Origin of the sequence: Pseudomonas frederiksbergensis (assembly GCF_017114915.1) — a bacterium.
Taxonomy (GTDB): domain Bacteria; phylum Pseudomonadota; class Gammaproteobacteria; order Pseudomonadales; family Pseudomonadaceae; genus Aquipseudomonas; species Aquipseudomonas frederiksbergensis_I.
Window position 1 is genome coordinate 67,990 of the sequence record NZ_JAAUOE010000005.1, and the last position, 23,642, is coordinate 91,631.

The 23,642-nt window shown below is 59.5% G+C and carries 20 protein-coding genes; 18 read left to right on the plus strand and 2 right to left on the minus strand.

The annotated features are described in order from the left end of the window. Positions 1-99: 99 nt before the first annotated feature. The 5 genes from HCU66_RS05675 to HCU66_RS05695 all read left to right on the plus strand — a co-directional run bounded on the left by HCU66_RS05675 (position 100) and on the right by HCU66_RS05695 (position 7,032). Positions 100-2,193, plus strand: a complete 2,094-nt coding sequence (locus HCU66_RS05675; RefSeq protein WP_205887557.1) for a type VI secretion system Vgr family protein — start codon at positions 100-102, stop codon at positions 2,191-2,193. Then, positions 2,190-2,756, plus strand: coding sequence for a DUF4123 domain-containing protein (locus HCU66_RS05680; protein ID WP_205887558.1), 567 nt, complete (start codon positions 2,190-2,192; stop codon positions 2,754-2,756). Before HCU66_RS05675 ends, HCU66_RS05680 begins: the two co-directional genes overlap by 4 nt. Next, positions 2,753-5,446: a toxin VasX gene (locus HCU66_RS05685; protein ID WP_205887559.1), complete on the plus strand. Its 2,694-nt coding sequence runs from the start codon at positions 2,753-2,755 to the stop codon at positions 5,444-5,446. Before HCU66_RS05680 ends, HCU66_RS05685 begins: the two co-directional genes overlap by 4 nt. After that, positions 5,437-6,393 (plus strand): hypothetical protein, encoded by a 957-nt coding sequence (locus tag HCU66_RS05690; protein ID WP_205887560.1) that lies wholly within the window; start codon positions 5,437-5,439, stop codon positions 6,391-6,393. The genes HCU66_RS05685 and HCU66_RS05690 overlap by 10 nt, the downstream gene beginning before the upstream one ends. Before the next feature lie 369 nt (positions 6,394-6,762). After that, positions 6,763-7,032 (plus strand): hypothetical protein, encoded by a 270-nt coding sequence (locus HCU66_RS05695; protein ID WP_205887561.1) that lies wholly within the window; start codon positions 6,763-6,765, stop codon positions 7,030-7,032. Between the two features lie 87 nt (positions 7,033-7,119). On the opposite strand, the gene rsgA is transcribed toward HCU66_RS05695, so the two are convergent. Next, positions 7,120-8,151 carry a small ribosomal subunit biogenesis GTPase RsgA gene (rsgA, locus tag HCU66_RS05700; RefSeq protein WP_205887562.1) on the minus strand — a complete coding sequence of 344 codons (1,032 nt, stop codon included), beginning with the start codon at positions 8,149-8,151 and terminating at the stop codon, positions 7,120-7,122. A gap of 108 nt (positions 8,152-8,259) precedes the next feature. Between rsgA and orn the strand changes: the two genes are divergently transcribed. Next, positions 8,260-8,802, plus strand: a complete 543-nt coding sequence (orn, locus tag HCU66_RS05705) for an oligoribonuclease (protein WP_018928509.1) — start codon at positions 8,260-8,262, stop codon at positions 8,800-8,802. A 98-nt stretch (positions 8,803-8,900) separates the two neighbouring features. Continuing rightward, positions 8,901-9,512 carry a trimeric intracellular cation channel family protein gene (locus tag HCU66_RS05710; protein ID WP_205887563.1) on the plus strand — a complete coding sequence of 204 codons (612 nt, stop codon included), beginning with the start codon at positions 8,901-8,903 and terminating at the stop codon, positions 9,510-9,512. A gap of 22 nt (positions 9,513-9,534) precedes the next feature. On the opposite strand, the gene queG is transcribed toward HCU66_RS05710, so the two are convergent. After that, complete coding sequence (gene queG / locus HCU66_RS05715; protein ID WP_205887564.1) at positions 9,535-10,599, minus strand: tRNA epoxyqueuosine(34) reductase QueG; 1,065 nt, start codon at positions 10,597-10,599, stop codon at positions 9,535-9,537. A 63-nt stretch (positions 10,600-10,662) separates the two neighbouring features. Here queG and HCU66_RS05720 point away from each other — a divergent pair, with 63 nt between their 5' ends. From HCU66_RS05720 to HCU66_RS05770, 11 genes are all read left to right on the plus strand, one after another. Next, complete coding sequence (locus tag HCU66_RS05720; protein WP_205887565.1) at positions 10,663-12,162, plus strand: NAD(P)H-hydrate dehydratase; 1,500 nt, start codon at positions 10,663-10,665, stop codon at positions 12,160-12,162. After that, positions 12,150-12,620: a tRNA (adenosine(37)-N6)-threonylcarbamoyltransferase complex ATPase subunit type 1 TsaE gene (gene tsaE / locus HCU66_RS05725; protein WP_205887566.1), complete on the plus strand. Its 471-nt coding sequence runs from the start codon at positions 12,150-12,152 to the stop codon at positions 12,618-12,620. The genes HCU66_RS05720 and tsaE overlap by 13 nt, the downstream gene beginning before the upstream one ends. 48 nt (positions 12,621-12,668) lie before the next feature. After that, on the plus strand, positions 12,669-14,054 hold the full coding sequence (locus HCU66_RS05730; RefSeq protein ID WP_420908042.1) for an N-acetylmuramoyl-L-alanine amidase: 1,386 nt from the start codon (positions 12,669-12,671) through the stop codon (positions 14,052-14,054). Further along, positions 14,051-15,961, plus strand: a complete 1,911-nt coding sequence (gene mutL, locus HCU66_RS05735) for a DNA mismatch repair endonuclease MutL (RefSeq protein WP_241015379.1) — start codon at positions 14,051-14,053, stop codon at positions 15,959-15,961. Before HCU66_RS05730 ends, mutL begins: the two co-directional genes overlap by 4 nt. Then, positions 15,961-16,932 (plus strand): tRNA (adenosine(37)-N6)-dimethylallyltransferase MiaA, encoded by a 972-nt coding sequence (gene miaA / locus HCU66_RS05740; protein WP_205887567.1) that lies wholly within the window; start codon positions 15,961-15,963, stop codon positions 16,930-16,932. The genes mutL and miaA overlap by 1 nt, the downstream gene beginning before the upstream one ends. A gap of 93 nt (positions 16,933-17,025) precedes the next feature. Beyond that, complete coding sequence (hfq, locus tag HCU66_RS05745) at positions 17,026-17,286, plus strand: RNA chaperone Hfq (RefSeq protein WP_007902656.1); 261 nt, start codon at positions 17,026-17,028, stop codon at positions 17,284-17,286. Between the two features lie 12 nt (positions 17,287-17,298). Beyond that, positions 17,299-18,600 (plus strand): ribosome rescue GTPase HflX, encoded by a 1,302-nt coding sequence (gene hflX, locus HCU66_RS05750; RefSeq protein WP_205887568.1) that lies wholly within the window; start codon positions 17,299-17,301, stop codon positions 18,598-18,600. A gap of 96 nt (positions 18,601-18,696) precedes the next feature. Beyond that, a complete protein-coding gene (hflK, locus tag HCU66_RS05755) occupies positions 18,697-19,869 on the plus strand; it encodes an FtsH protease activity modulator HflK (RefSeq protein ID WP_205887569.1) in 1,173 nt (390 codons plus the stop codon). Next, entirely contained in the window at positions 19,869-20,738 is an 870-nt protein-coding gene (gene hflC, locus HCU66_RS05760; RefSeq protein WP_205887570.1) for a protease modulator HflC, read from the plus strand. Before hflK ends, hflC begins: the two co-directional genes overlap by 1 nt. 317 nt (positions 20,739-21,055) lie before the next feature. Further along, positions 21,056-22,243 (plus strand): ATP phosphoribosyltransferase regulatory subunit, encoded by a 1,188-nt coding sequence (locus HCU66_RS05765; RefSeq protein WP_205887571.1) that lies wholly within the window; start codon positions 21,056-21,058, stop codon positions 22,241-22,243. Positions 22,244-22,297: 54 nt separating this feature from the next. Then, entirely contained in the window at positions 22,298-23,590 is a 1,293-nt protein-coding gene (locus tag HCU66_RS05770) for an adenylosuccinate synthase (RefSeq protein WP_007939587.1), read from the plus strand. The last annotated feature ends 52 nt before the right edge of the window (positions 23,591-23,642 follow it).

Sequence of the window (23,642 nt, forward strand, 5' to 3'; positions counted from 1 at the left end):
GCAGTTTGCGTTTGCTCACGCCGGGGATGGCACGGGCGTCGCGATTCGTATCCTCATTCGGCTTAAGGACGAGCCACGGAAAAGCAAAAGGATAAGCGCATGTTCGCACCCGCCAATGCTGTTCACTTCGCGATACTGATCCCGACTGTTCGTAACGATTTCAAAGTCCTCGCCTTTGAAGGTACTGAGGCAATCAGTGCCTTGTATGCGATCCAGATTGAACTGGTCAGTGAACACTCTGCTTTCGATCTAGAGAGCCTGCTCAGCCAGCCCGCTTTTCTCCAGTTCGGCCTCAACGGGGAAGGTCTTCACGGTCGTATCGAAGATGCGTTCAGGGGGGAAGCCGGCGAACGCCTGACCCGTTATCACCTGACCCTCGTGCCGACGCTGCACTACCTGCAGTTCAGCCACAATCAGCGGATTTTCCAGAACCTGACGGTCCCGAAAATTATCGCTCAGGTGCTCAACGGTCACGGCATTCAGGCTGATGCGTTTACCTTCCATGTCAGCACCAGCCCCGCGCGCCAATACTGCACCCAGTACGGGGAAAGTGATTTCGAATTCGTCCAGCGCTTGTGCGCCGAGGACGGTATCGCCTGGCATCACCAGCATTCGCCGGAAGGCCATGTGCTGGTGTTCACCGACGACCAGACCTGGTTTCCCAAACTGGGTACAACCCCCTATCGGCAAAACTCCGGCATGGTGGCCGAGCACCCGGTGGTCAGCCAGTTCTCCACGCGTTTCAGCACCCGCCCCAGCACCACCACGCGTCGGCATTACGACTTCCAGCGCCCGAGTCTGTTGCTGGAAAGCCGCTTCACCGCTGAGTTTCACCCTGAGCTTGAAGACTATCGCTATCCAGTTTTTATCGAGAACGAAAAGCGCGGCAAACAGCTGGCCCGCCAGGCCTTGGAACGGCACCGTGCCGATTACCAGTTGGGCGAGGGTAAAAGCGATCAGCCAAGCCTGCGCAGCGGTCACTTCTTCGACCTGACGGAACACCCGGATAAAACTTGCAACGATTTGTGGCTGCTGCTCAGTGTGACGCACGCTGGGAAGCAGCCTCAGTCACTGGAAGAGACAATCAATAGCGACACCAAACCCGAGGACGGCTTCACCCAGGGTTACCGCAACAGCTTCAGCGTCATTCCATGGGATGTGTTTTACCGGCCGCCGATGCCTGCACAAAGACCGGCGTTGGTCAGCCAGACCGCCCGCGTCACCGGGCCTGTTGGCGAAGAAATCTATTGCGATGAGTATGGTCGCGTCAAAGTCGAGTTCCCTTGGGACCGGGCCGAACTCAACAGTGAAAAAAGCAGCTGCTGGCTGCGGGTATCTACCCACTGGGCAGGTAAAAATTTTGGTGCGATGACCATTCCGCGTGTCGGCATGGAAGTCGCCGTCACCTTTCTGGACGGCAATCCCGATAATCCGCTCATTACCGGGTGCGTGCCGAACAAAGTTAATGCGGTGCCCTATCCCTTGCCCGAGCACAAGACCAAAACTGTATTGCGCAGCCACAGCTCCCCGCAAACCGGGGGTTACAACGAACTGTCGATTGAAGACCGCGCCGGGCAGGAACAAATCTACCTGCGGGCCGAACGCGACCTGGAACAACTGATCCTCAATGACAGCGATACCAAAATTGGCAACGACCGCCGTGAACAGATTACTCGCGACAGCCACAGCCTGATCAACAACGACCGCTTTGAACAGGTGGACCACAACAGCGCCAGTCTGATCAAGGGCGACGAATTGCACACCACCCAAGGTGCTCGCAACACAGTGATCGGCGGCAACGAGGTGATCTCTATTACCGGCAACAGCAGCACAACAGCGGATGGCACGCTGGTGATTCAGGCTGGACCGCACGCTCATGTCACTGCCGCCAATGTGGTGATAAAGGGTGACCAGAGCTTGACGTGGGAATGTGGCGGTCACCACATCATCATCAACGCAAGCGGGATCTTCAGCAGCGTGGCCATTGTCGTGGGTGGTTCACCGCTAACTGGCCTACCCGGGCAGGCGGCACTGTCAGCAACTCCCCAAGCCGCCGAAGCTGTGGTTATCGACACCCTTCCCATGGAAGCGCTACTCAAACAGAACATCGTCTTTCGCGAGGCCGATTCCGGTGTTTGTCCGGTATGCAACGTCGCCCAGGAATCCCAGGAAGCCGAGAGGGGTGAAGCATGACCCCGGTCACCCCGAACAAAGGACTGCTCTTGCTTGATGGTGCTCAGTATGAAGACGCTATCGATTGGCTTCACCAGCACTACGGCGCAGACGCTCCTCAATCGCTTTTCAAGGGGACCGCCTACGAGCCGATTGGCGCAGCGGGGCCTTTTCTGCTGAACGCCTCGCTTGGTAGCGCATCGTATGCCGCGTGGCGGAGCGGCACTGATTTGCAACACGGTGTTTGGCTGGCTTCTCCACTGAGCGCTCAGCAATTGCTCCCGATCTTGCAACGTCGCCTTCGCATTTTTGATGAACACCAGCGAGAGCTATGGCTGCGACTGGCAGATGGCTCGGTTCTGCGGCGCGCTTGGTTGGCCGGCATGCAATGGCCAACAGGCTTTTGGTACGGCGTGGAAAGCGTCTGGCTACGCCATGGCAACGCGACAGTGTGCGCATGGGAAAACCAGACCCCTGAATTCGACTCAGCACCGGCCAATAAAGGTCTTGTCGCGCAAATCACCCTGCCTGAACTGCTTCTGCATGCACTGAGCCTTCCAGCCAACCCGGAGAAAAATGCATGAGTGCCCAGAGTAAAATCCGCGTTGGAACGTGCCCGTTGTTCGTTGCCGTTTTGCCCCTGCGATACGCCCTCGGCCCAACCGTTGCGGCCGATACCGATGCCTACGACTTGCCGGCGTTGAGCGGCTCGTTTCCCGAGTTTGGGCCTCGTCATCCGGACTTGACCGGGCATTCATTAAGCTACACCTCGCGTCTGTTGCGCGACGGTTGGCTTTACGTCTGGGAGAGCAGTCCACCCAAGTTGGTGGAGTATCAGGTCGATAAAGCTCAGCTGACCCAAACCCCGCGTGCGGGCCGGGTAATCGACACCCGGGGCAAACCCCACCTGGTGTTAAGAGCCGGCGACCCTGCCGGATTGGTCTGGTCGCCCGTTCGCTGGAGTGATGCGCAATACCAGGCCGCCAGAAAAGACCCAACGGTGCGTCAACGCATCATGCGCAGTTTTGTTCCGGGTGTTGCGCCGTTCAGTGGCAAGGTTGACACCATCACCAAGCTAATTGGCGAATACAACGATGCGACGAGCTATGGCTGGAGCGCGGAGCCCGAGACGGAGCACGCACCCGACTGGTTGAAAGTGCTAAAGCAGATGAAGGCTTGCGAGCAACAAACCTACGCGGTCATTGATGACGCCTGGGGCGTGCTGCTCGACCTTGCCGCGCTGATGCGTGTGCGTAAAGAAGCGTTTGACAGTTACCAGGAACATCACGCTGAAGAGTGGGCGATGGCCAGTGTCATCAAGTCACTGAGCGAAGGCGATCGTCAACTGAGGGCACAACTGCCATCCATTACCCGCTATGACGAGCTCCAGCGGGCGTGGAAAGATCAGGAGACCCAGAACGACCGATATACCGCCGACCTACGGCGTCTGGCCCAACTCTGGGTGGCGTGGTTCAACACTCTGCAAGTGGTCGGCCCTTCGAGCATGGACACGGCTTGCGGCCATTTCGACATTACCCAACCCATTGCCCGTGAGGCATTGGAATTGCATTTCGCGGCGGCTTGCCTCGGGCCGGCCACGACCAGCATCGGCGCTCAGGCAATTACCCAGAATCTGGACGGCAACTCGCCGGGTAAACCCTGGCTGCTTTGGGCTTTGCTCGGATTACCCGCACGGCTTGGCAAAGGCGAGATCAAATACCTCGTCGATCTGGGCGATGCGTTCAACGACAACACGACGGCGTTGCAGGAAGGTGCTAGCAAGCTCGCCAGCGCTTTCGGCTATGCCGACGCACTGAACAAGACCGCCGACAAACTGAAGCATCACAATCCAGCGGCGGGCGTGGAGGCCTTGTTTCTGGCCATCGCTCCGATGGCCGGATTGCAACTGCATCAGGCGCAAAATTCGGCCAGCACAGCGGGGAGTTTGTACATGGCTGCGGCCCTGGCCCGTAGCGACCAGCGCATCCAGACCTTGGGCGTTACGTCGCGTCAGTTGGGCGAGTGGTATAGCGACTTGATGGGAACGCGCCCAACGGCGCCAGCCCATTTGAGTGTCGCTCCGCTGGTCGGGGCGGTGGGGCAGAGCGTGCCGTTTATGCATCTGGTGCCGGCCAGCACCAAATTGCCACCGTTGCCGGTGAATCTGGCATCAGGAATGGACTTGAGTAGCGTGCTGGATCTGAAAGGGTCTTGGGATAAAGCGCCGATCAAGGTTTTGGTGACGTTTATGGCGGGGCTGAATTTTTATTGGTCAATGGATCAGTTAGTAGATAGCGGAACTACCAAAAAATGGGTTGGTGCTTTCGGCGCTTTGGCTGGAGTTGGAGCAGCAGGCGCGGCAGTTGGTCAGCGGGTAGCAGAGGTTAACTGGACTTCTGCTATTAGCCAGGGCGGCAAAAACTCTATTCCAGTGAGGCTCGCGTTAGTTCGAGCCATGGGAATGGCCGCAGGTTCTTCTTTGTTGCAATCAGCTTTCCTCTGTTTTGATGTGGTGGTTTATGGTTTCGAAGCCTTTGAAGCGTTCCAGTCAGGTGACTTCGATACCTTCTCCGCTAGTCTGGGACTTATCGGGGCTTCGGTGGCGAGTATCAGGCTCCAGGCTCAAGCGTTTCGAGCACTGCGCATTGCGCGAGCGGCCGTGATAGCAGGGGATGTGGCGGCTATTTCTAAAGGACTGGATGTCGTGCCTCACTTGGGCGTCAAGCTTTTGGGGCTCGCGGTGGTGATTGTAGGCGGGGTCATTGCCCGGCTCTATACGACTGACTCACCGCTGGAAAAATGGGCAAAAAACAGTCATTTCGGTATCCGTCCGGACAGCGGTTGGTCAAATAACTACACCCTGTCAATGGAACGTCTATATCCCATTCTGTTTCCCGTCAGTTTTGAAGTCTTCCGACTGAGAGAGTTGCACCCCTATCAAGGGCAAGTCACCTCCACCTACTTGATGCTGAACCTGCCGGGGGAAAACATTCAGATGACGAATGGGATGATCCACTTCAAGGGCCATGAAGTCTGGCGCGATACACTCGGATATCACCCCGAGCGGGTCAAAAAGGTCGAATGGACAGGTGAAAGTTTTGATCGGCATAGCGGCAGTCGGATTACTGTACAAGCCGGCATAACCCCATACCGACGCGTCTACCATGAGGACGGCGTGCGGGATTTGTGGAGCATTGAGGGTGAATTGATCTATTCGCCGCGTGAAGGACTGACGCTGCCGGCGGTAAAAATCAAGGACTGGGCATGGATATGAAAACGCTGGAACAGCCGCGATACAGCGCTATCCCCACTGTACTGCTGGAAGCGGATAAGCCCACTGGTGAGCAGCCAATGGAGCTGTTCATTACTGATGAGCACACTGAACACTATTTGGCTTTGCAGGCAGGCGGAGATTCGGATAGGGGTCAATTTACGGGGCTTGGCGGGTGGATAGGGTTGGGTGGGCTAGGAATGGCTTTTTTGTTAATGATCAATGGAAAGTGGGAAAGCGTTCCGATGGGCCTGATCATGTCTGCAGCTTTTTTCCTTGTTCCTTTTTTTTGGGAAACCCTTCGTCCCTTACCGTTGCCCATCCTGTTCAATCGCCGCACTCGCGAAGTGTATTTCGACCACGAAGGTGAACTGCTCCACTCTCCATGGGATGGCATAACCGCCGTGGCTAATGAATACCAGCTCGTTGGCACCCACATTGGCGGCATGCAAAGTGCCTCGCTGGAAATACGCATGTGGCAGTTTGAAAAACCGGAAGTTGCATTGATGGTCAGTCTCGGCCCTCCCTTCGGAAAATCATTGGCGATGCAGAAAGGCTTTTGGGAATACATCCGCTCTTACATGAACAATGGTCCGTATTTCGACGAGCAGGGTAATCACAGTGAGTCGGATGCTTTCGTAAAAAGCCAACTGGCGGTGCAGCCAAACATGAGCGGATGGTTCAAGGACACCTTCAACGACATAAAAAAAAGAAGGATGGAAAGTGGCGGGAGGAACTACTTGGGCGGCAGCGATGTGGTCATGCTCGTTCTGACTTTTCTCTTTTATCCATGGTTTCGCATTCAGGAACTCACCTACAGCCTCGCCAAGCGCCGCTCTCGCAACCTGTGGCCAAAAGTTGTCACTGAACGCCTGAAAGCAAATGGCCCCATCACACGCCTTGTTGATCTGGAGCACGAGCAAGGTGTTGACCTATCGAAGGCGAGTTGATTTATACCCACAATGGGACTGAGCCACCGGCGATAAAAATCAAGGAATGAGGACTGTTCGGAGAATGGTGTAGGACGGCTCCGAGACCCATAAACCGGGTTTTACTTCGCCGGAACCTCGCCTATAGTTCGTCCGTCGCCGATGAATCGGTGATCGACTTTAGCCGGTCGTAACAGATGATGCACAAGCGCCCGTATAATCGCGGCGCTTTTTGCTGCCTGACATCTGCATGTCTATGGTGGCTGTGCGTGGGACACCTTCGGGTGTGCCGGGTGCATCTGTCCGGTCGGCTAACCCGCGTACAGCTACCACCCCAATTCGTTTAGCCGCGGAAGGGTGGGAGTTTCACTTATCAGATGAGATAGAAACATGACCCAGTACCATCCTCTGCAAGGCAATTTCAGCATCGGCCCGACGCTGTACATCGACACCGAAGCCAAAGTCTCGGATCTCCTCGAAACCGCTACTCACCGAATCAAAGCTGCGCGCAATCTGCTCAACAGCATCACCCGCCTGTGCATCAAAGACGCCGAAGGTCATGACCTGGAGCATTTCGCCAACGCGGCACACGTGTTGATTCAGGACGGCTGTGACGCCTTGGATGCGCTGGGCTGGAAGCTGGAAAAAGCTGTACGCTGAAAATGAGAAAGCCGCGATATTCGCGGCTTTTTTGTCTCTGCAGGCTGCTGATCATTTTCGTAGCGTCACGAAAATGATCAGGACTACTTAGTAGCTGCTTTCCGGCAAACTGGCGATGATCGAGCGATAACTGTTCATCCGCTGCTGCTGAACGCGGCCGTCTTCCAAGGCCTTGAGTAAGGCGCAACCCGGCTCGCGGTCGTGTTTGCAGTCGCGGAAGCGGCAGGTGCCGAGCAGGTCGTTGAACTCGATGAAACCAGCTTCGACGTCGGCGCGGCTGACGTGGCCCAGGCCGAATTCGCGAATGCCCGGGGAGTCGATCAGCTCACCGCCGCCGGGGAAGTGGAACAATCGCGCGGTGGTGGTGGTGTGAGTGCCCTGGCCCGACAGCTCGGACAGCGGGCCGACGCGGGTATCGACTTCCGGCAGCAGGCTGTTGACCAGCGACGACTTGCCGACGCCGGACTGGCCGACGAACACGCTGATGTGCCCGTCCAACAGTTTTTGAAGTTGCTCCATGCCGTTGCCGTGGTGGGCCGACACTTCCAGCACCGGGTAACCCAGGGTGCGGTAAACCGCCAGCAAGGCATTCAGCGCCGGGGCGTTCTGCTCGTCGATCAGGTCGAATTTGTTCAGCAGCAGCAACGGCCGAATGCCTGCGTGTTCTGCCGCGACAAGGTAACGGTCGATCAGGTTGGCGTGAGGCTCGGGCAATGGGGCGAAGACAATGACGATCAGGTCGACGTTAGCCGCCACCGGCTTGAGCTGGCCGCGGCTGTCAGGGCGGCAGAGTTCGGTGTTACGCGGCAGTTGCGCCACGATCACGCCGATGCCCTGGTTGCCGGCACGCCACACGACCTGGTCGCCGGTCACCAGCGCTGGCAGGTTGGCGCGCAAGTGACAGCGGAATACCTGGCCAGCCAATTCGCCATCGAGGGCCTCGACTTCGACCTGTACACCGAAGTGCGCGATCACCAGGCCATGCTGTTCAGGCCCCAGGTCGCCACCTTCGAGTGCCTCGACAGCCGAGGACTCGCGTTTGGCGGCGCGGGCAGCGCGCTCGCCCTGAATCTTTTCGATGCGCCAGTTTTGACGACGATTGAGTTGGCGTTTGGCCATGGGTGTTCCGTATCGAGAATGCAGCGATTAGGTAAAACGGCCGCGAGTTTAGCACGCCCGGCCGCCGGCCTAGGCTAAACTGCGCATCATTGCCTAGGAGTCGACACAATGCAAAACCCGCAGAATCTGATCTGGATCGACCTGGAAATGACCGGTCTTAACCCTGATACCGATGTCATCATCGAGATGGCCACTATCGTTACCGACAGTAATTTGAACACCCTGGCCGAAGGTCCGGTGATCGCTATCCACCATAGCGACGAGATCCTCGCCGGCATGGACGAGTGGAACACCCGTCAGCACGGCGGCTCCGGCCTGACCCAGCGGGTTCGCGATAGCCGCATCAGCATGGCCGAAGCCGAAGCCCAGACCATTGCCTTCCTGGAAAAATGGGTGCCAAAGGGCAAGTCGCCGATCTGTGGCAACAGCATCTGCCAGGACCGTCGCTTCCTTTATACCCACATGAAATCCCTGGAAAGCTACTTCCACTACCGCAACCTCGACGTGTCGACCCTCAAAGAGTTGGCCGCGCGCTGGGCGCCGGACGTGCGCGACAGCTTCAAAAAGGGCAGCACCCACCTGGCCCTGGACGACATCCGCGAATCGATCGCCGAGCTGCAGCACTATCGCAAGAACTTCATCAAGTTCTGATGGGGAATAGAGGGCGCTTTTGTGGCGATGGAACTTGCCCCCTTTTGGTGCCTCGGCGATCTGAGTAGACTGCGCGCCTTCTTGTAAGGACCGCCACCATGTTGCTGATGCTCTACCTGATTGCCATTACCGCCGAAGCCATGACTGGCGCCTTGTCTGCGGGGCGTCGCGGCATGGACTGGTTTGGCGTTGTGCTGATTGCATGCGTCACGGCGTTGGGCGGCGGTTCGGTGCGCGATGTGTTGCTCGGTCACTACCCGCTGACCTGGGTCAAACACCCGGAATACCTGGTGCTGACCTCCGTCGCGGCGATGCTGACGATCTTCATCGCCCGCTGGATGCGCCATCTGCGTTCGCTATTTTTGGTGCTCGACGCGGTGGGGCTGGTGGCGTTCACCCTGATCGGCTGCATGATTGCCCTGGAAATGGGCCACGGCATGCTGGTGGCCTCGGTCAGCGGGGTGATCACCGGGGTGTTCGGCGGCATCCTGCGGGACATCTTCTGCAACGACATTCCGCTGATCTTCCGCCGCGAGCTCTACGCCAGCGTCTCGTTTGCCGCGGCGTGGTGCTATCTGCTCTGCATTTACCTGCAATTACCCGGTGAACAGGCAATCCTGATCACCCTGTTCGGTGGCTTCCTGCTGCGCTTGCTGGCGATCCGTTTTCACTGGGAAATGCCCAAGTTTGTTTACAACGACGAAGCCTGATCCCCACGATTCCTGCGGCAGCTCACACAATGCCGTGTTGTTTCAGCGCCCATTCGACGTGCTCGCGCACCAATTCCGACGGATAGTCCCGCCGGGCCTTCAACGCTTCCAGCACCGGAATGCTCGACGGCGCATTGCCCAGGCCGACCGCCAGATTGCGCAACCAGCGCTCATAACCCGCGCGTCTGAGCGGCGAGCCCTCGGTACTGCTGAGAAATTTTTCTTCATCCCACATGAACAGTTCGGCCAGTTCGGCGTTGTCCAGGTTATGTCGGGGTTTGAAGTCGCTTTCCCCGGACGGCCGGGCGAAGCGGTTCCACGGGCAGACGATCTGGCAGTCATCGCAACCGAACACCCGATTGCCGATCAGCGGTCGCAAATCTTCGGGAATCGCACTTTTCAGTTCGATGGTCAGGTACGAAATGCAGCGCCGGGCGTCCAGTACATACGGGCCGACGAAGGCGTTGGTCGGGCAAATGTCCAGGCAGGCCGTGCAGCGACCGCAGTGTTCGCTGGCGTGGGGCGGGTCCACCGGCAGCGGCAAATCGACGAACAGTTCGCTGAGGAAGAAGTAGCTGCCGGCCTTGCGATTCAAGACCAGCGTGTTTTTGCCGATCCAGCCCAGGCCGGCCTGTTCGGCGATGGCCTTTTCCAGCACCGGGGCGCTGTCGACAAAGGCGCGGTAGCCGAACGGGCCGATCACCGCCTGAATTTTCTCCGCCAGTTGTTGCACGCGTTTACGAATTAATTTGTGGTAATCGCGGCCCAGGGCATAACGCGAGACGTAGGCTTTTTCCGGTTGGGCCAGCCGTTGCGCCATTTGCGTGTCGCCCGGCAGGTAGTCCATACGCAGGGAAACCACCCGCAGGGTGCCCGGCACCAGTTCTTCCGGATGGGAGCGTTTGCTGCCGTGGGCGCCCATGTAGTCCATCTCGCCGTGGTAGCCGGCCGCGAGCCAGCGCTCCAGGTGCTGCTCATGCTCGGCCAGGTCGAGGCCGCTAATGCCGACTTGCGCAAAGCCCAGCTCGCGGCCCCAGTCCTTGATGGATTGGGCGAGGGCGGGCAGGTCTGTAGTAATAGCGGGCATGAGGCGAGAGAAACCGGAGCTGAGATGCGTATAATTCTGCCAGACATCGGAGCCTGAAGACGCATGCCGCACACTAAAGATGAATTACCCGACGCGCTGTATAGCGCCGCGCAAGTCCGAGGGCTCGATGCCAGCCTGATCGCGGCTGGCACGCCGGGCTTTGAATTGATGCAGCGTGCGGCGCGGGCGACCTGGCGTGCGCTGGTTCGCCATTGGCCAACCGGGCACGAACTGAGCGTGGTGGCCGGCCACGGCAATAACGCGGGTGACGGTTACCTGGTGGCCGTGCTGGCCCGACGGGCCGGCTGGCATGTGCGGGTGTTGGTTGCCGGCGATCCTGGGCGTTTGCAGGGCGATGCTGCGTCGGCCCATGCCGAGGCGGTCGCCGAGGGCGTCGCCATTCAAAGCTGGAGCGCACACTCGGAATTGCGCGGCATCGTGCTGGATGCCTTGCTCGGCACCGGCCTGACTGGTGAGGTACGCGAGCCGTTCGCCAGCGTCATCGCTGCGATCAATGCCAGTGGGCTCCCGGTTGCGGCGGTGGATATTCCCTCGGGGCTGTGCGCCGATACGGGGCGCCAGCTCGGCATCGCGGTTCGAGCCGATCTGACGGTGACGTTCATCGGCTTGAAGCTGGGGCTGTTCACCGGTGACGCGGCGGATGTGGTGGGCGATCTGGTCTTCAACGATCTGCAGGCCGCCCCCGAGACGTTTATTGGGGCCGAAATTAGTGCGCGTCGCCTGATGGCAGGTAATGTGCCGCGTCCAGCCGGTCGAGCTCGAACCGCCCACAAAGGCAAGTTCGGCCATGTACTGCTCATCGGTGGTGATCGCGGTTATGGCGGCGCCATCCTGCTCAGTGCCCAAAGTGCTCTGCGCAGCGGTGCCGGCATGGTGTCCGTGGCCACGCGCAGCGAGCATGTTCCGGCCGCTCTGGCGCGTTTGCCGGAAGCCATGGTGCTTGGCACTTCGTCGGCCAATCAATTGATGGGGCTGCTTGAGACGGCCACCGTGCTGGTCGTCGGCCCCGGGCTGGGACAGGCTGCCTGGGGGCGCAGTCTGTTGTCGGCCGCGGCCAATGCGCCGCTGCCGCAAGTCTGGGACGCCGATGCGTTGAACCTGTTGGCCGAAGGTGGCGTGAGCGTGCCCGCGGGTAGTGTCATCACGCCGCATCCGGGCGAGGCCGCGCGATTGTTGGGGATATCGACGGCCGACGTTCAGGCCGACCGTCCGGCTGCTGCCCATGCATTGAGCAAAAAATACACAGTGGTGGTGATTCTCAAGGGGGCTGGCAGTTTGATCGCCAGCCCCGACGGGCGACTGGCGCTGTGTCATCAGGGCCATCCGGCCATGGCCAGCGCAGGCTTGGGCGATGTGCTGGCCGGTCTGGTCGGCGCCTTGCTCGCTCAGGGCATGGACGCGTATGGCGCGGCGTGCCTGGCGGTCTGGCTACACGCCAATGCCGGTGAGCAACAAGGTAAATTCGGCCGCGGGCTGGCGGCCAGTGATCTGATTCCAGCCATTCGTCAGTTGTTGGAGGAGCAAGCACCGTGTCTGAAGTAACCCTGTACCTGGCCGATGAACAGGCCATGAGCGATTTTGGCGCACGAATCGCCAAAACCACCCAAGGGCACGGTCTGATTTTTCTCGAGGGGGATTTGGGCGCGGGGAAAACCACGCTGTCCCGGGGCATCATCCGTGGCCTGGGGCATACAGGCGCGGTAAAAAGTCCGACCTTCACCCTGGTCGAGCCTTACGAGATCGGCGCCATCCGTGCCTTCCATTTTGACTTGTATCGATTGGTCGACCCCGAGGAGCTGGAGTACCTCGGCATCCGCGACTATTTCGAAGACGACGCATTATGTCTTATTGAATGGCCCCAGAAGGGTGCAGGCTTTTTGCCAAAGCCCGACCTGACCATTACCATTAGCCCGCATGACAGCGGACGTTCGCTGAAAATTTTGTCCCAGGGCTCGCGCGGCGAGGACTGGTGTGCCGTTTTGGCATTGGAATCCAATTAAATGATGGGGTTAGGTATGCGCTTTCGCGCGTTGGTTGCTGCCGTAGGGATGTTGTTTTTGGCGGTGACCGTCGACGCTGTGGCCGAGACGAAGGTCAACAGTGTTCGCCTGTGGCGGGCGCCGGACAACACGCGGCTGGTGTTCGACCTGACAGGACCTGTGCAGCACAGCGTCTTCACCCTGACCGCACCGGATCGGCTGGTGATCGACATCAATGGCGCGACGCTCGGTTCGCCACTGAATCTCTCCACCGCCAACACCCCGATTACCGCGATGCGCTCGGCTCAGCGCACGCCGACCGATTTGCGGGTGGTCATCGACCTGAAAAAAGCCGTCACCCCGAAAAGCTTCACCCTGGCGCCGAACGCCCAGTATGGCAATCGTCTGGTGGTCGACTTGTTCGACAACCCGGCCGACGCCGCGCCACCGCCTGCACCGACGCCGTCCGTGGCTACGGTGCCCGCCGTGCCCGTCACGCCGCCATCCGAGCCTTCGATCAAACTGCCACCCGCTCCGGCTGGCAAACGCGACATCATTGTGGTGATCGATGCCGGCCACGGTGGCGAAGACCCGGGCGCCTCGGGCTCTCGCGGCCAGCGTGAAAAAGACGTGGTGCTGGCCATCGCCCGTGAGCTGCAGCGTCAGGTCAATGGCATGAAAGGCTTCCGCGCCGAACTGACCCGTACCGGCGACTACTTCATCCCGTTGCGCGGCCGTACCGAAATCGCCCGCAAGAAAGGCGCCGATCTGTTCGTTTCGATCCACGCCGACGCCGCGCCTTCGGCCGCTGCGTTCGGTGCGTCGGTGTTCGCCCTGTCCGACCGTGGTGCTACGTCGGAGACTGCCCGTTGGCTGGCCGACAGCGAAAACCGTTCCGACTTGATCGGCGGTGCCGGCAACGTCAGCCTCGACGACAAGGACCGGATGCTGGCCGGCGTGCTGCTCGACCTGTCGATGACCGCTTCCCTGACTTCGAGCCTGAACGTTGGCCAGAAAGTCTTGAGCAACATCGGTCGCGTCACGCCGCTGCACAAACAGCGCGTGGAGCAAGCCGGGTTCATGGTATTGAAGTCGCCGGACATCCCGTCGATCCTGGTGGAAACCGGCTTCATATCCAACGCCAACGAAGCCTCGAAACTCGCGGCATCGAGCCACCAGCAGGCGCTGGCGCGCTCCATCAGCAGCGGCGTGCGGCAGTTCTTCCAGCAGAATCCACCGCCGGGCACCTACATTGCCTGGCTGCGCGATTCCGGCAAAATTGCCCAAGGCCCACGTGACCATCGCGTGAGCCCCGGCGAAACCCTGGCGATGATCGCTGTGCGTTATCAGGTGTCCGCGGCCACCTTGCGCGGTGCCAACAACTTGCAAAGTGACGAGCTGAAGATTGGTCAGACGTTGACCATTCCCGGCACTGAACTGGCGGCCAAAGAATGAACCAGGTGGTGATCAATAGCGCTCGCATCGAGCTGCTCAGCCCACGACTGGCGAACCAGATTGCCGCCGGTGAAGTGGTTGAGCGCCCGGCCTCCGTGATCAAGGAGTTGTTGGAAAACAGCCTCGACTCCGGTGCCAGACGCATCGATGTCGATGTGGAGCAGGGCGGCGTCAAGTTGCTGCGGGTGCGTGACGATGGCAGCGGCATTTCCGCCGATGACCTGCCTTTGGCCCTGGCCCGTCACGCCACCAGCAAGATTCGCAATCTCGAAGACCTCGAACAGGTCATGAGCCTGGGGTTTCGCGGTGAGGCGCTGGCGTCCATCAGTTCCGTGGCGCGCCTGACCCTGACTTCCCGCACTCGCGATGCTGATCAGGCCTGGCAGGTGGAAACCGAAGGTCGGGACATGGCGCCCCGTGTGCAACCGGCGGCCCATCCGGTGGGTACTTCGGTGGAAGTGCGCGATTTGTTCTTCAATACCCCGGCGCGCCGCAAGTTTCTCAAGACCGAAAAAACCGAATTCGATCACCTGCAAGAAGTGATCAAGCGTCTGGCGCTGGCGCGGTTCGATGTGGCATTCCATCTGCGCCATAATGGCAAAACCATCCTCAGCCTGCATGAAGCTCACGATGACGCGGCCCGCGCCCGGCGTGTGGCGGCGATCTGCGGGGCGGGTTTTCTGGAGCAGGCGCTGCCGATCGAAATCGAGCGCAATGGCTTGCATTTGTGGGGCTGGGTCGGGTTGCCGACCTTCAACCGCAGCCAGGCGGATTTACAGTATTTCTTTGTGAATGGCCGTGCCGTGCGCGACAAACTGGTGGCCCACGCGGTGCGTCAGGCTTATCGCGACGTGCTGTTCAACGGTAGGCACCCGACGTTCGTGCTGTTTTTCGAAGTCGATCCGGCGGGCGTCGACGTCAACGTGCATCCGACCAAGCACGAAGTGCGCTTCCGTGACGGGCGCATGGTTCACGATTTCCTTTATGGCACCTTGCACCGCGCCCTCGGCGATGTGCGGCCGGAAGACCATTTGGCTGCACCGGTCGCGACTGCCGTGGTCCGGCCGACGGGTATCGAAGCCGGCGAGTTCGGGCCTCAGGGCGAGATGCGTCTGGCGGCCAATGCGTTGCTGGAGCAGCCTCAGGCACAACCATCGTTCAACACCCCGGCCGGCTCGGGCGTTGGCGCCGGTTATCAGTATCAATACACGCCGCGACCGCAATCCGGCGTGCCCGTCGCTGAAGCCCAGGCTGCGTATCGCGAGTTCTTCGCGCCGTTGCCCGAAGCCAATGCGGTAGCGCTCCCGGCCGGCCAGGACGACATTCCGCCGTTGGGTTACGCATTGGCGCAGCTCAAGGGCATCTATATTCTTTCGGAAAACGCCCAGGGCCTGGTGCTGGTGGACATGCACGCCGCCCACGAGCGGATCATGTACGAACGCCTGAAAGTCGCCATGGCCAGCGAAGGCCTGAGCGGTCAACCGTTGCTGGTGCCGGAGTCCCTGGCGGTCAGCCAGCGCGAAGCCGATTGTGCCGAAGAAAACGCCGCCTGGTTCCAGCGGCTGGGCTTTGAATTGCAGCGTCTGGGCCCGGAAACGCTGGCGATCCGGCAAATCCCCGCGTTGCTGAAACAAGCTGAAGCCAATCGACTGGTCGGCGACGTCCTGGCGGATTTGATGGAATATGGCACCAGCGACCGGATTCAGGCGCACCTGAACGAATTGCTCGGCACCATGGCCTGCCACGGCGCGGTTCGGGCGAATCGGCGTCTGGCCCTGCCGGAAATGAACGGTCTGCTGCGGGACATGGAAAACACCGAACGCAGCGGTCAATGCAACCATGGCCGACCGACCTGGACCCAGCTGGGCCTGGACGATCTGGACAAACTGTTTTTGCGCGGTCGTTGATGAGCCAGCTCCCTCCCGCGATTTTCCTGATGGGGCCGACGGCCGCCGGCAAGACCGACCTGGCCATCGAACTTACCAAGGTCCTGCCCTGCGAGCTGATCAGCGTCGATTCGGCGCTGGTTTACCGTGGCATGGACATCGGTACCGCCAAGCCCTCCAAGGAAATTCTCGCCGAATTCCCGCACCGTCTGATCGATATTCTCGACCCGGCAGAAAGTTATTCGGCCGCGGATTTCCGCCGCGATGCGTTGCAAGCCATGGCCGAGATCACCGCGCGGGGCAACATTCCGCTGCTGGTGGGCGGCACAATGCTCTATTACAAGGCGTTGCTCGAAGGTCTGGCAGACATGCCGGCGGCCGATCCGGTCATTCGCGCGCAAATCGAAGAAGAGGCTGCACGCCTTGGCTGGCAAGCCCTGCACGATCAATTGGCGGTGATCGATCCGCAATCGGCGGCGCGTATTCATCCGAACGATCCGCAACGCCTCAGTCGCGCACTGGAAGTTTATCGCGTCAGCGGTCAGAGCATGACTGAGCTACGCTTGCGACAATCTGCGCAAAGTACTGAAGCAGCCGCTTCGGGACTGCAACAATTGCCCTATACTGTCGCGAACTTGGCCATCGCTCCGGCAAATCGTCAGGTACTGCACGAGCGCATTAAACAAAGATTCACAAATATGTTGGAACAGGGATTCATCGACGAGGTCGTAGCCCTGCGAGATAGAGGTGACCTGCATTCAGGGTTGCCGTCTATACGTTCTGTAGGCTATCGACAAGTCTGGGATTACCTGGATGGCAAGCTGACGCAAGCCGAGATGCAGGAGCGTGGAATCATTGCCACGCGCCAATTGGCAAAGCGCCAGTTCACCTGGCTGCGCAGTTGGGCTGATTTACACTGGCTGGACAGCCTCGATTGCGACAATCTGCCACGCGCCTTGAAATACCTGGGGACCATCTCCATATTGAGCTGAGTCCTTGCAATTGCCGTCTATCCTTGGGGGTGTGACGGCCCAAGCCACCTGTTTACCTATTTTTTATATTGAATCCTTAAAGGAGTGCGGCACATGTCAAAAGGGCATTCGCTACAAGACCCTTACTTGAATACTTTACGTAAAGAGAAAGTGGGGGTTTCCATCTACCTGGTCAACGGGATCAAACTGCAAGGCACGATCGAATCTTTCGACCAGTTCGTTATCCTGCTGAAAAATACCGTTAGCCAGATGGTCTACAAACACGCTATCTCTACAGTGGTGCCGGTTCGTCCAATTCGTCTGCCTAGCGCAACCGAATCCGAAGCAGGTGACGCTGAGCCAGGTAACGCCTGATAGGAGTCTCCTTTGTTCTTTGAGCGCCACGGTGGTGGTGAGCGGACAATTCTCGTTCACTTGGATGGTCAGGACCCTGAGGCGCGCGAAGATCCGCAGGAGTTTCAGGAGTTGGCAATTTCGGCTGGCGCCGAGACCGTCGCGTTTTTTAACGTGCCGCGTCATCGGCCAACCGCCAAAACTCTGATCAGCAGCGGCAAGGTCGAAGAATTACGCGACCTGGTCAAAGCCGAACAGGTCGATCTGGTGATTTTCAATCACATCCTCACGCCCAGTCAGGAGCGTAACCTCGAACGTATTTTCGAGTGTCGCGTGATCGACCGCACGGGGTTGATTCTCGATATCTTCGCCCAACGCGCCCGCACCCATGAAGGCAAGCTCCAGGTCGAACTGGCCCAGCTTGAGTACATGAGTACGCGACTGGTTCGCGGCTGGACTCACCTTGAGCGGCAGAAGGGCGGTATCGGTCTGCGCGGCCCGGGTGAAACCCAGCTGGAAACCGACCGGCGCCTGTTGCGGATTCGCCTGCGGCAGATCAAGGGGCGCCTGGAAAAGGTTCGTAGCCAGCGTGAGCAGTCTCGTCGCGGGCGTAAACGTGCTGACATTCCGACGGTTTCACTGGTGGGTTATACCAACGCCGGCAAATCGACGCTGTTCAACTCGGTCACCGATTCCGACGTCTTCGCCGCCAACCAGTTATTCGCGACCCTCGACCCGACCTTGCGCCGACTCGAACTCGATGACCTCGGGCCGATCGTGCTGGCTGACACCGTGGGCTTCATTCGCCACCTGCCGCACAAACTGGTCGAGGCATTTCGGGCTACGCTCGAAGAGTCGAGCAACTCCGACCTGCTGCTGCACGTGATCGATGCGCATGAGCCTGATCGGATGGCTCAGATTGAACAGGTCATGGTGGTGCTCGGGGAGATCGGCGCACAAGACTTGCCGATCCTTGAGGTATACAACAAACTCGATTTGCTCGAGGGTGTTGAACCGCAGATCCAACGCGATGCCGATGGCAAGCCGCAGCGGGTCTGGTTGTCGGCCAAGGACGGTACCGGCCTGGACCTGCTCAAGCAGGCTGTGGCGGAACTGTTGGGCAGTGATTTGTTCGTTGGCACCTTGCGCTTGCCACAACGTTTTGCTCGACTGCGTGCGCAGTTTTTCGAACTCGGTGCGGTGCAAAAAGAAGAACATGACGAAGAAGGCATCAGCCTGCTGGCCGTTCGCTTGCCACGGATCGAATTGAATCGACTCGTGAGTCGCGAAGGTCTGCAACCGATGGAATTCATCGAGCAACACACTTTGCAATAAAAGCCTGAGAAAGCGGTTGTGCCGCGGTGACAGGCATTCTGTAGCATTGGTCGGCGCGCCGTGGGTGCGTCTTTGCTTTATCAGATGGAGAGCGCTATGGCTTGGAATGAGCCGGGTGGCAACTCGAATAATCAGGATCCTTGGGGTGGCAAGCGCCGTAATAACGGCGACCGCAAGGGGCCACCGGATCTCGACGAGGCCTTCCGAAAGCTGCAGGAAAGCCTGAACGGGTTGTTCGGTGGTGGCAAGAAACGCAGTGACGAGGGCGGTGGTCCGGGCAAGAGTGGCGGCTTTGGCGGCCTGCTCGGCATCGGCCTTTTCGTGCTGGCGGCCGTGTGGCTGTACAGCGCGGTCTACGTGGTAGACGAGCAGGAGCAGGCCGTGGTGCTGCGCTTCGGCAAATACTATGAAACCGTCGGCCCGGGTCTGAACATCTATTTCCCGCCGATCGATCGCAAGTACATGGAAAACGTCACGCGTGAGCGTGCCTATACCAAGCAGGGTCAAATGCTCACTGAAGACGAAAATATCGTCGAAGTGCCGCTGACCGTGCAGTACAAGATCAGCAACCTGCAGGACTTCGTGCTGAACGTCGATCAGCCGGAAATCAGCCTGCAGCACGCGACTGAAAGTGCCTTGCGTCACGTGGTGGGTTCTACCGCCATGGACCAGGTGCTGACCGAAGGTCGTGAATTGATGGCCAGCGAAATCAAGGAGCGTTTGCAACGTTTCCTCGATACCTATCGCACCGGTATCACCGTCACCCAGGTCAACGTACAGAGCGCAGCTGCACCGCGTGAAGTTCAAGAGGCCTTCGATGACGTGATCCGCGCCCGTGAAGACGAGCAGCGTTCGCGCAACCAGGCTGAAACCTACGCCAACGGCGTCGTGCCGGAAGCCCGTGGTCAGGCCCAGCGCATCCTCGAGGATGCCAACGGTTATCGCGACGAGACCGTCTCCCGCGCCAAGGGTGAGGCCGACCGCTTCACCAAACTGGTGGCCGAGTATCGCAAGGCGCCTGAAGTCACCCGCCAGCGTCTGTATCTGGACACCATGCAGGAAATCTTCAGCAACACCAGCAAGGTTCTCGTGACCGGCAACAAGGAAGGCCAGAACAATCTGCTGTACTTGCCGCTGGACAAGATGATCGACAGTGGTCGCAGCCCCGGCGCTCCGGTGACCGGCGCGGCAGCCAGCAGCAATGAAGTGAGTGCTCGTGCGGCAGCTGATCAGCAGCAACAGCAGGCACGTACCAGGGAGAGTCGCTGATGAGCAATAAATCGCTGATCGCCCTTATTGTCGGCGTTGTCGTGGCGATCGTTGCCTGGAACTGCTTCTACATCGTGGCTCAGACCGAGCGCGCGGTGTTGCTGCAGTTCGGTCGCGTGGTCCAGACCGATGTTCAGCCGGGCCTGCATGTGAAAGTGCCTTACGTGAACAAGGTGCGCAAATTCGACGCACGCCTGATGACGCTGGATGCACCGACGCAACGCTTCCTGACGCTGGAAAAGAAAGCCGTGATGGTCGATGCCTACGCCAAGTGGCGCGTGAAAGATGCCGAGCGCTTCTACACCGCGACTTCCGGCCTCAAGCAGATTGCCGACGAGCGACTTTCCCGTCGTCTGGAGTCGGGCCTGCGTGACCAGTTCGGTAAACGCACCCTGCACGAAGTAGTGTCCGGTGAACGGGATGCGCTGATGGCAGATATCACCGCTTCGCTGAACAAGATGGCTGAAAAAGAGCTGGGCATCGAAGTCGTTGATGTGCGGGTCAAAGCCATCGACTTGCCGAAGGAAGTGAACCGCAGCGTATTCGAACGTATGAGCACCGAGCGTGAGCGTGAAGCCCGCGAGCACCGCGCCAAGGGTAACGAGCTGGCCGAAGGCATCCGTGCCGACGCCGATCGTCAGCGCCGCGTGCTGCTGGCTGAAGCCTATCGTGAATCCGAAGAGGTTCGCGGTGACGGTGATGCCCAGGCAGCGGCGATCTACTCCAAGGCATACGGCCAGGATCAGGAGTTCTACGCGTTCTACCGTAGCCTGCGTGCCTACCGTGAAAGCTTCGCGAACAAATCCGACGTCATGGTCCTGGACCCGGGCAGCGACTTCTTCCGTTACCTGGAAAAAGCCAAGCCTTGATACGACGTTAACCTGAATCATCCCCGCCTGGCGGCTAAAGCCTCGGGCGGGGTGATCCTTTGGGAAAACGTGTGTATGATGCGGCAGCCGGGAAATTCCCGGCTTTTTTGCGTCTGCATGTTTGATTGCTGTTTTTATGCAGGCGCCCCGAGTTGAATGACTCGACAGGTTTTTCGAGGAAAGTGGTTGGCGAAGCCGGTTTCAGGCTTTTCGCCCCGTTGTTCATGCGCGTGGTTTGTGTGCATGAGCCGATCATTTTCTGCTTCACTCAAGGCTCGCCCGAGGGCTTGCTGCCCGGACCATAGGGGAATGGCGTTATGGCAACGGTAGACCGCTGGCTGCTGCCAGATGGCATCGAAGAAGTATTGCCACCGGAAGCGGCGCGCATTGAAGTTGCGCGTCGTCAGGTGTTGGATCTGTTCCAGAGCTGGGGTTACGAGTTTGTCGTGACCCCCCATATCGAGTACCTGGAATCCCTGCTGACCGGCGCGGGCTCGGACCTCGATCTGCGTACCTTCAAGGTCATCGACCCGCAATCGGGCCGACAGATGGGTTTCCGTGCCGACATCACGCCGCAAGTGGCGCGCATCGATGCACACACCCTGCGTCACGAAGGTCCGAGCCGTCTGTGCTATGCAGGTAGCGTGCTGCATGCTCAGCCGCGCGCCTTGTCGTCCTCGCGCAGCCCCATTCAACTGGGCGCCGAGTTGTATGGCGATGCCAGCCCGAGCAGCGACGTGGAAGTCATCAGCCTGATGCTGGCCATGCTGCAACTGGCCGATGTGCCGGATGTGCACATGGACCTCGGGCATGTCGGCATCTACCGCGGCCTGGCCCGCGCCGCCGGCTTGTCTGGCGAAGTCGAGCAGCAGTTGTTCGATGCGTTGCAACGTAAAGCGATCGACGAGGTCATTACCTTGACCGAAGGCCTGCCTGCCGATCTGTCGGGCATGTTGCGGGCGCTGGTCGACCTGTGTGGCGGTCGTGAAGTGTTGAGTGCTGCTCGCGAGCGCCTGGCCAATGCGCCGGCGCCCGTGCTGGCGGCCCTGGACGATTTGCTGGCGATTGCCGAGCGTCTGTCCACGCGGTTCCCGGAATTACCGCTGTACTTCGACTTGGGCGAACTGCGCGGTTACCACTACCACACCGGTGTGGTGTTCGCCGTGTTCGTGCCTGGCGTCGGTCAGTCCATCGCTCAGGGTGGTCGTTACGACGATATTGGCGCCGACTTCGGTCGCGCCCGTCCGGCGACCGGTTTCTCTACCGATTTGAAAACCCTGGTGACCCTGGGGCGTGCTGAGATCGAGTTACCGTCTGGCGGTATCTGGATGCCTGACAGTACGGATGCAGCACTCTGGCAGCAGGTTTGCCAGTTGCGCAGTGAGGGTCAGCGTGTTGTTCAGGCATTGCCTGGGCAACCTTTGGCCGCCGCCCGTGAAGCGGACTGCGACCGGCAATTGATTCAGCAGAACGGGCTTTGGCAAGTATCGCCACTGGCTTCTTGAGTTTTCCTGCCGGCCGCCGCCGGCACCAAGTTTGCGCGAATGAGGACAAGTGTTATGGGTAAGAATGTCGTAGTCCTGGGCACCCAATGGGGTGATGAGGGCAAAGGCAAGATCGTTGATCTGCTGACCGAACATGCCGCCGCCGTAGTGCGCTACCAAGGTGGCCACAACGCTGGCCACACCCTGGTGATCGACGGCGAAAAAACCGTCTTGCACCTGATCCCGTCGGGCGTGCTGCGCGAAGGCGTGCAGTGCCTGATCGGTAACGGCGTGGTGGTTGCACCCGACGCCCTGCTGCGGGAAATCAACAAGCTGGAAGAAAAAGGCGTACCGGTGCGCGAGCGTCTGCGCATCAGCCCGTCCTGCCCACTGATCCTGTCCTACCACGTAGCGCTGGACCAGGCCCGTGAAAAGGCCCGTGGCGAGCTGAAGATCGGCACCACCGGTCGCGGTATCGGCCCGGCTTACGAAGACAAGGTGGCCCGTCGCGGTCTGCGCATCGGTGACCTGTTCCACCGCGAGCGTTTCGCCGCCAAGCTGGGCGAGTTGCTGGATTACCACAACTTCGTGCTGGTCAATTACTACAAAGAGCCAGCGATCGACTTCCAGAAGACACTCGACGAGTGCATGGAATACGCCGAGCTGCTCAAGCCGATGATGCTCGACGTCACCGCAGAGCTGCACAACCTGCGTCGTGCCGGCAAGGACATCATGTTCGAAGGCGCCCAGGGCTCCCTGCTGGACATCGACCACGGTACCTACCCGTACGTCACCAGCTCCAACACCACCGCTGGCGGCATCGCCACCGGTTCGGGCGTGGGTCCGATGTTCCTGGACTACATCCTCGGCATCACCAAGGCCTACACCACCCGCGTGGGTTCGGGTCCGTTCCCGACTGAGCTGTTCGATGACGTCGGTGCGTTCCTGGCCAAGCGTGGTCATGAGTTCGGCGCCACTACTGGTCGTGCCCGTCGTTGCGGTTGGTTCGACGCCGTCATCCTGCGTCGCGCTATCGATGTGAACAGCATCTCGGGCCTGTGCCTGACCAAGCTGGACGTGCTGGACGGCCTGGAAACCATCAACATCTGCGTGGGTTACCAGAATCAGGACGGCGCAGTGATCGATGCACCGACCGACGCCGATAGCTACATCGGCCTGGAGCCGGTGTACGAGCAAATGCCGGGCTGGAGCGAATCGACCCTGGGTGCCAAGACCCTGGAAGAGCTGCCTCAGGCTGCGCGCAACTACATCAAACGCATCGAAGAGCTGGTCGGCGCGCCGATTGACATTATTTCGACGGGTCCGGACCGCAACGAAACCATCGTTCTGCGTCATCCGTTCGCTTAATAAGTCATTGATGTAAAACACAAAGGGTCCTTAATTGGACCCTTTGTCGTTT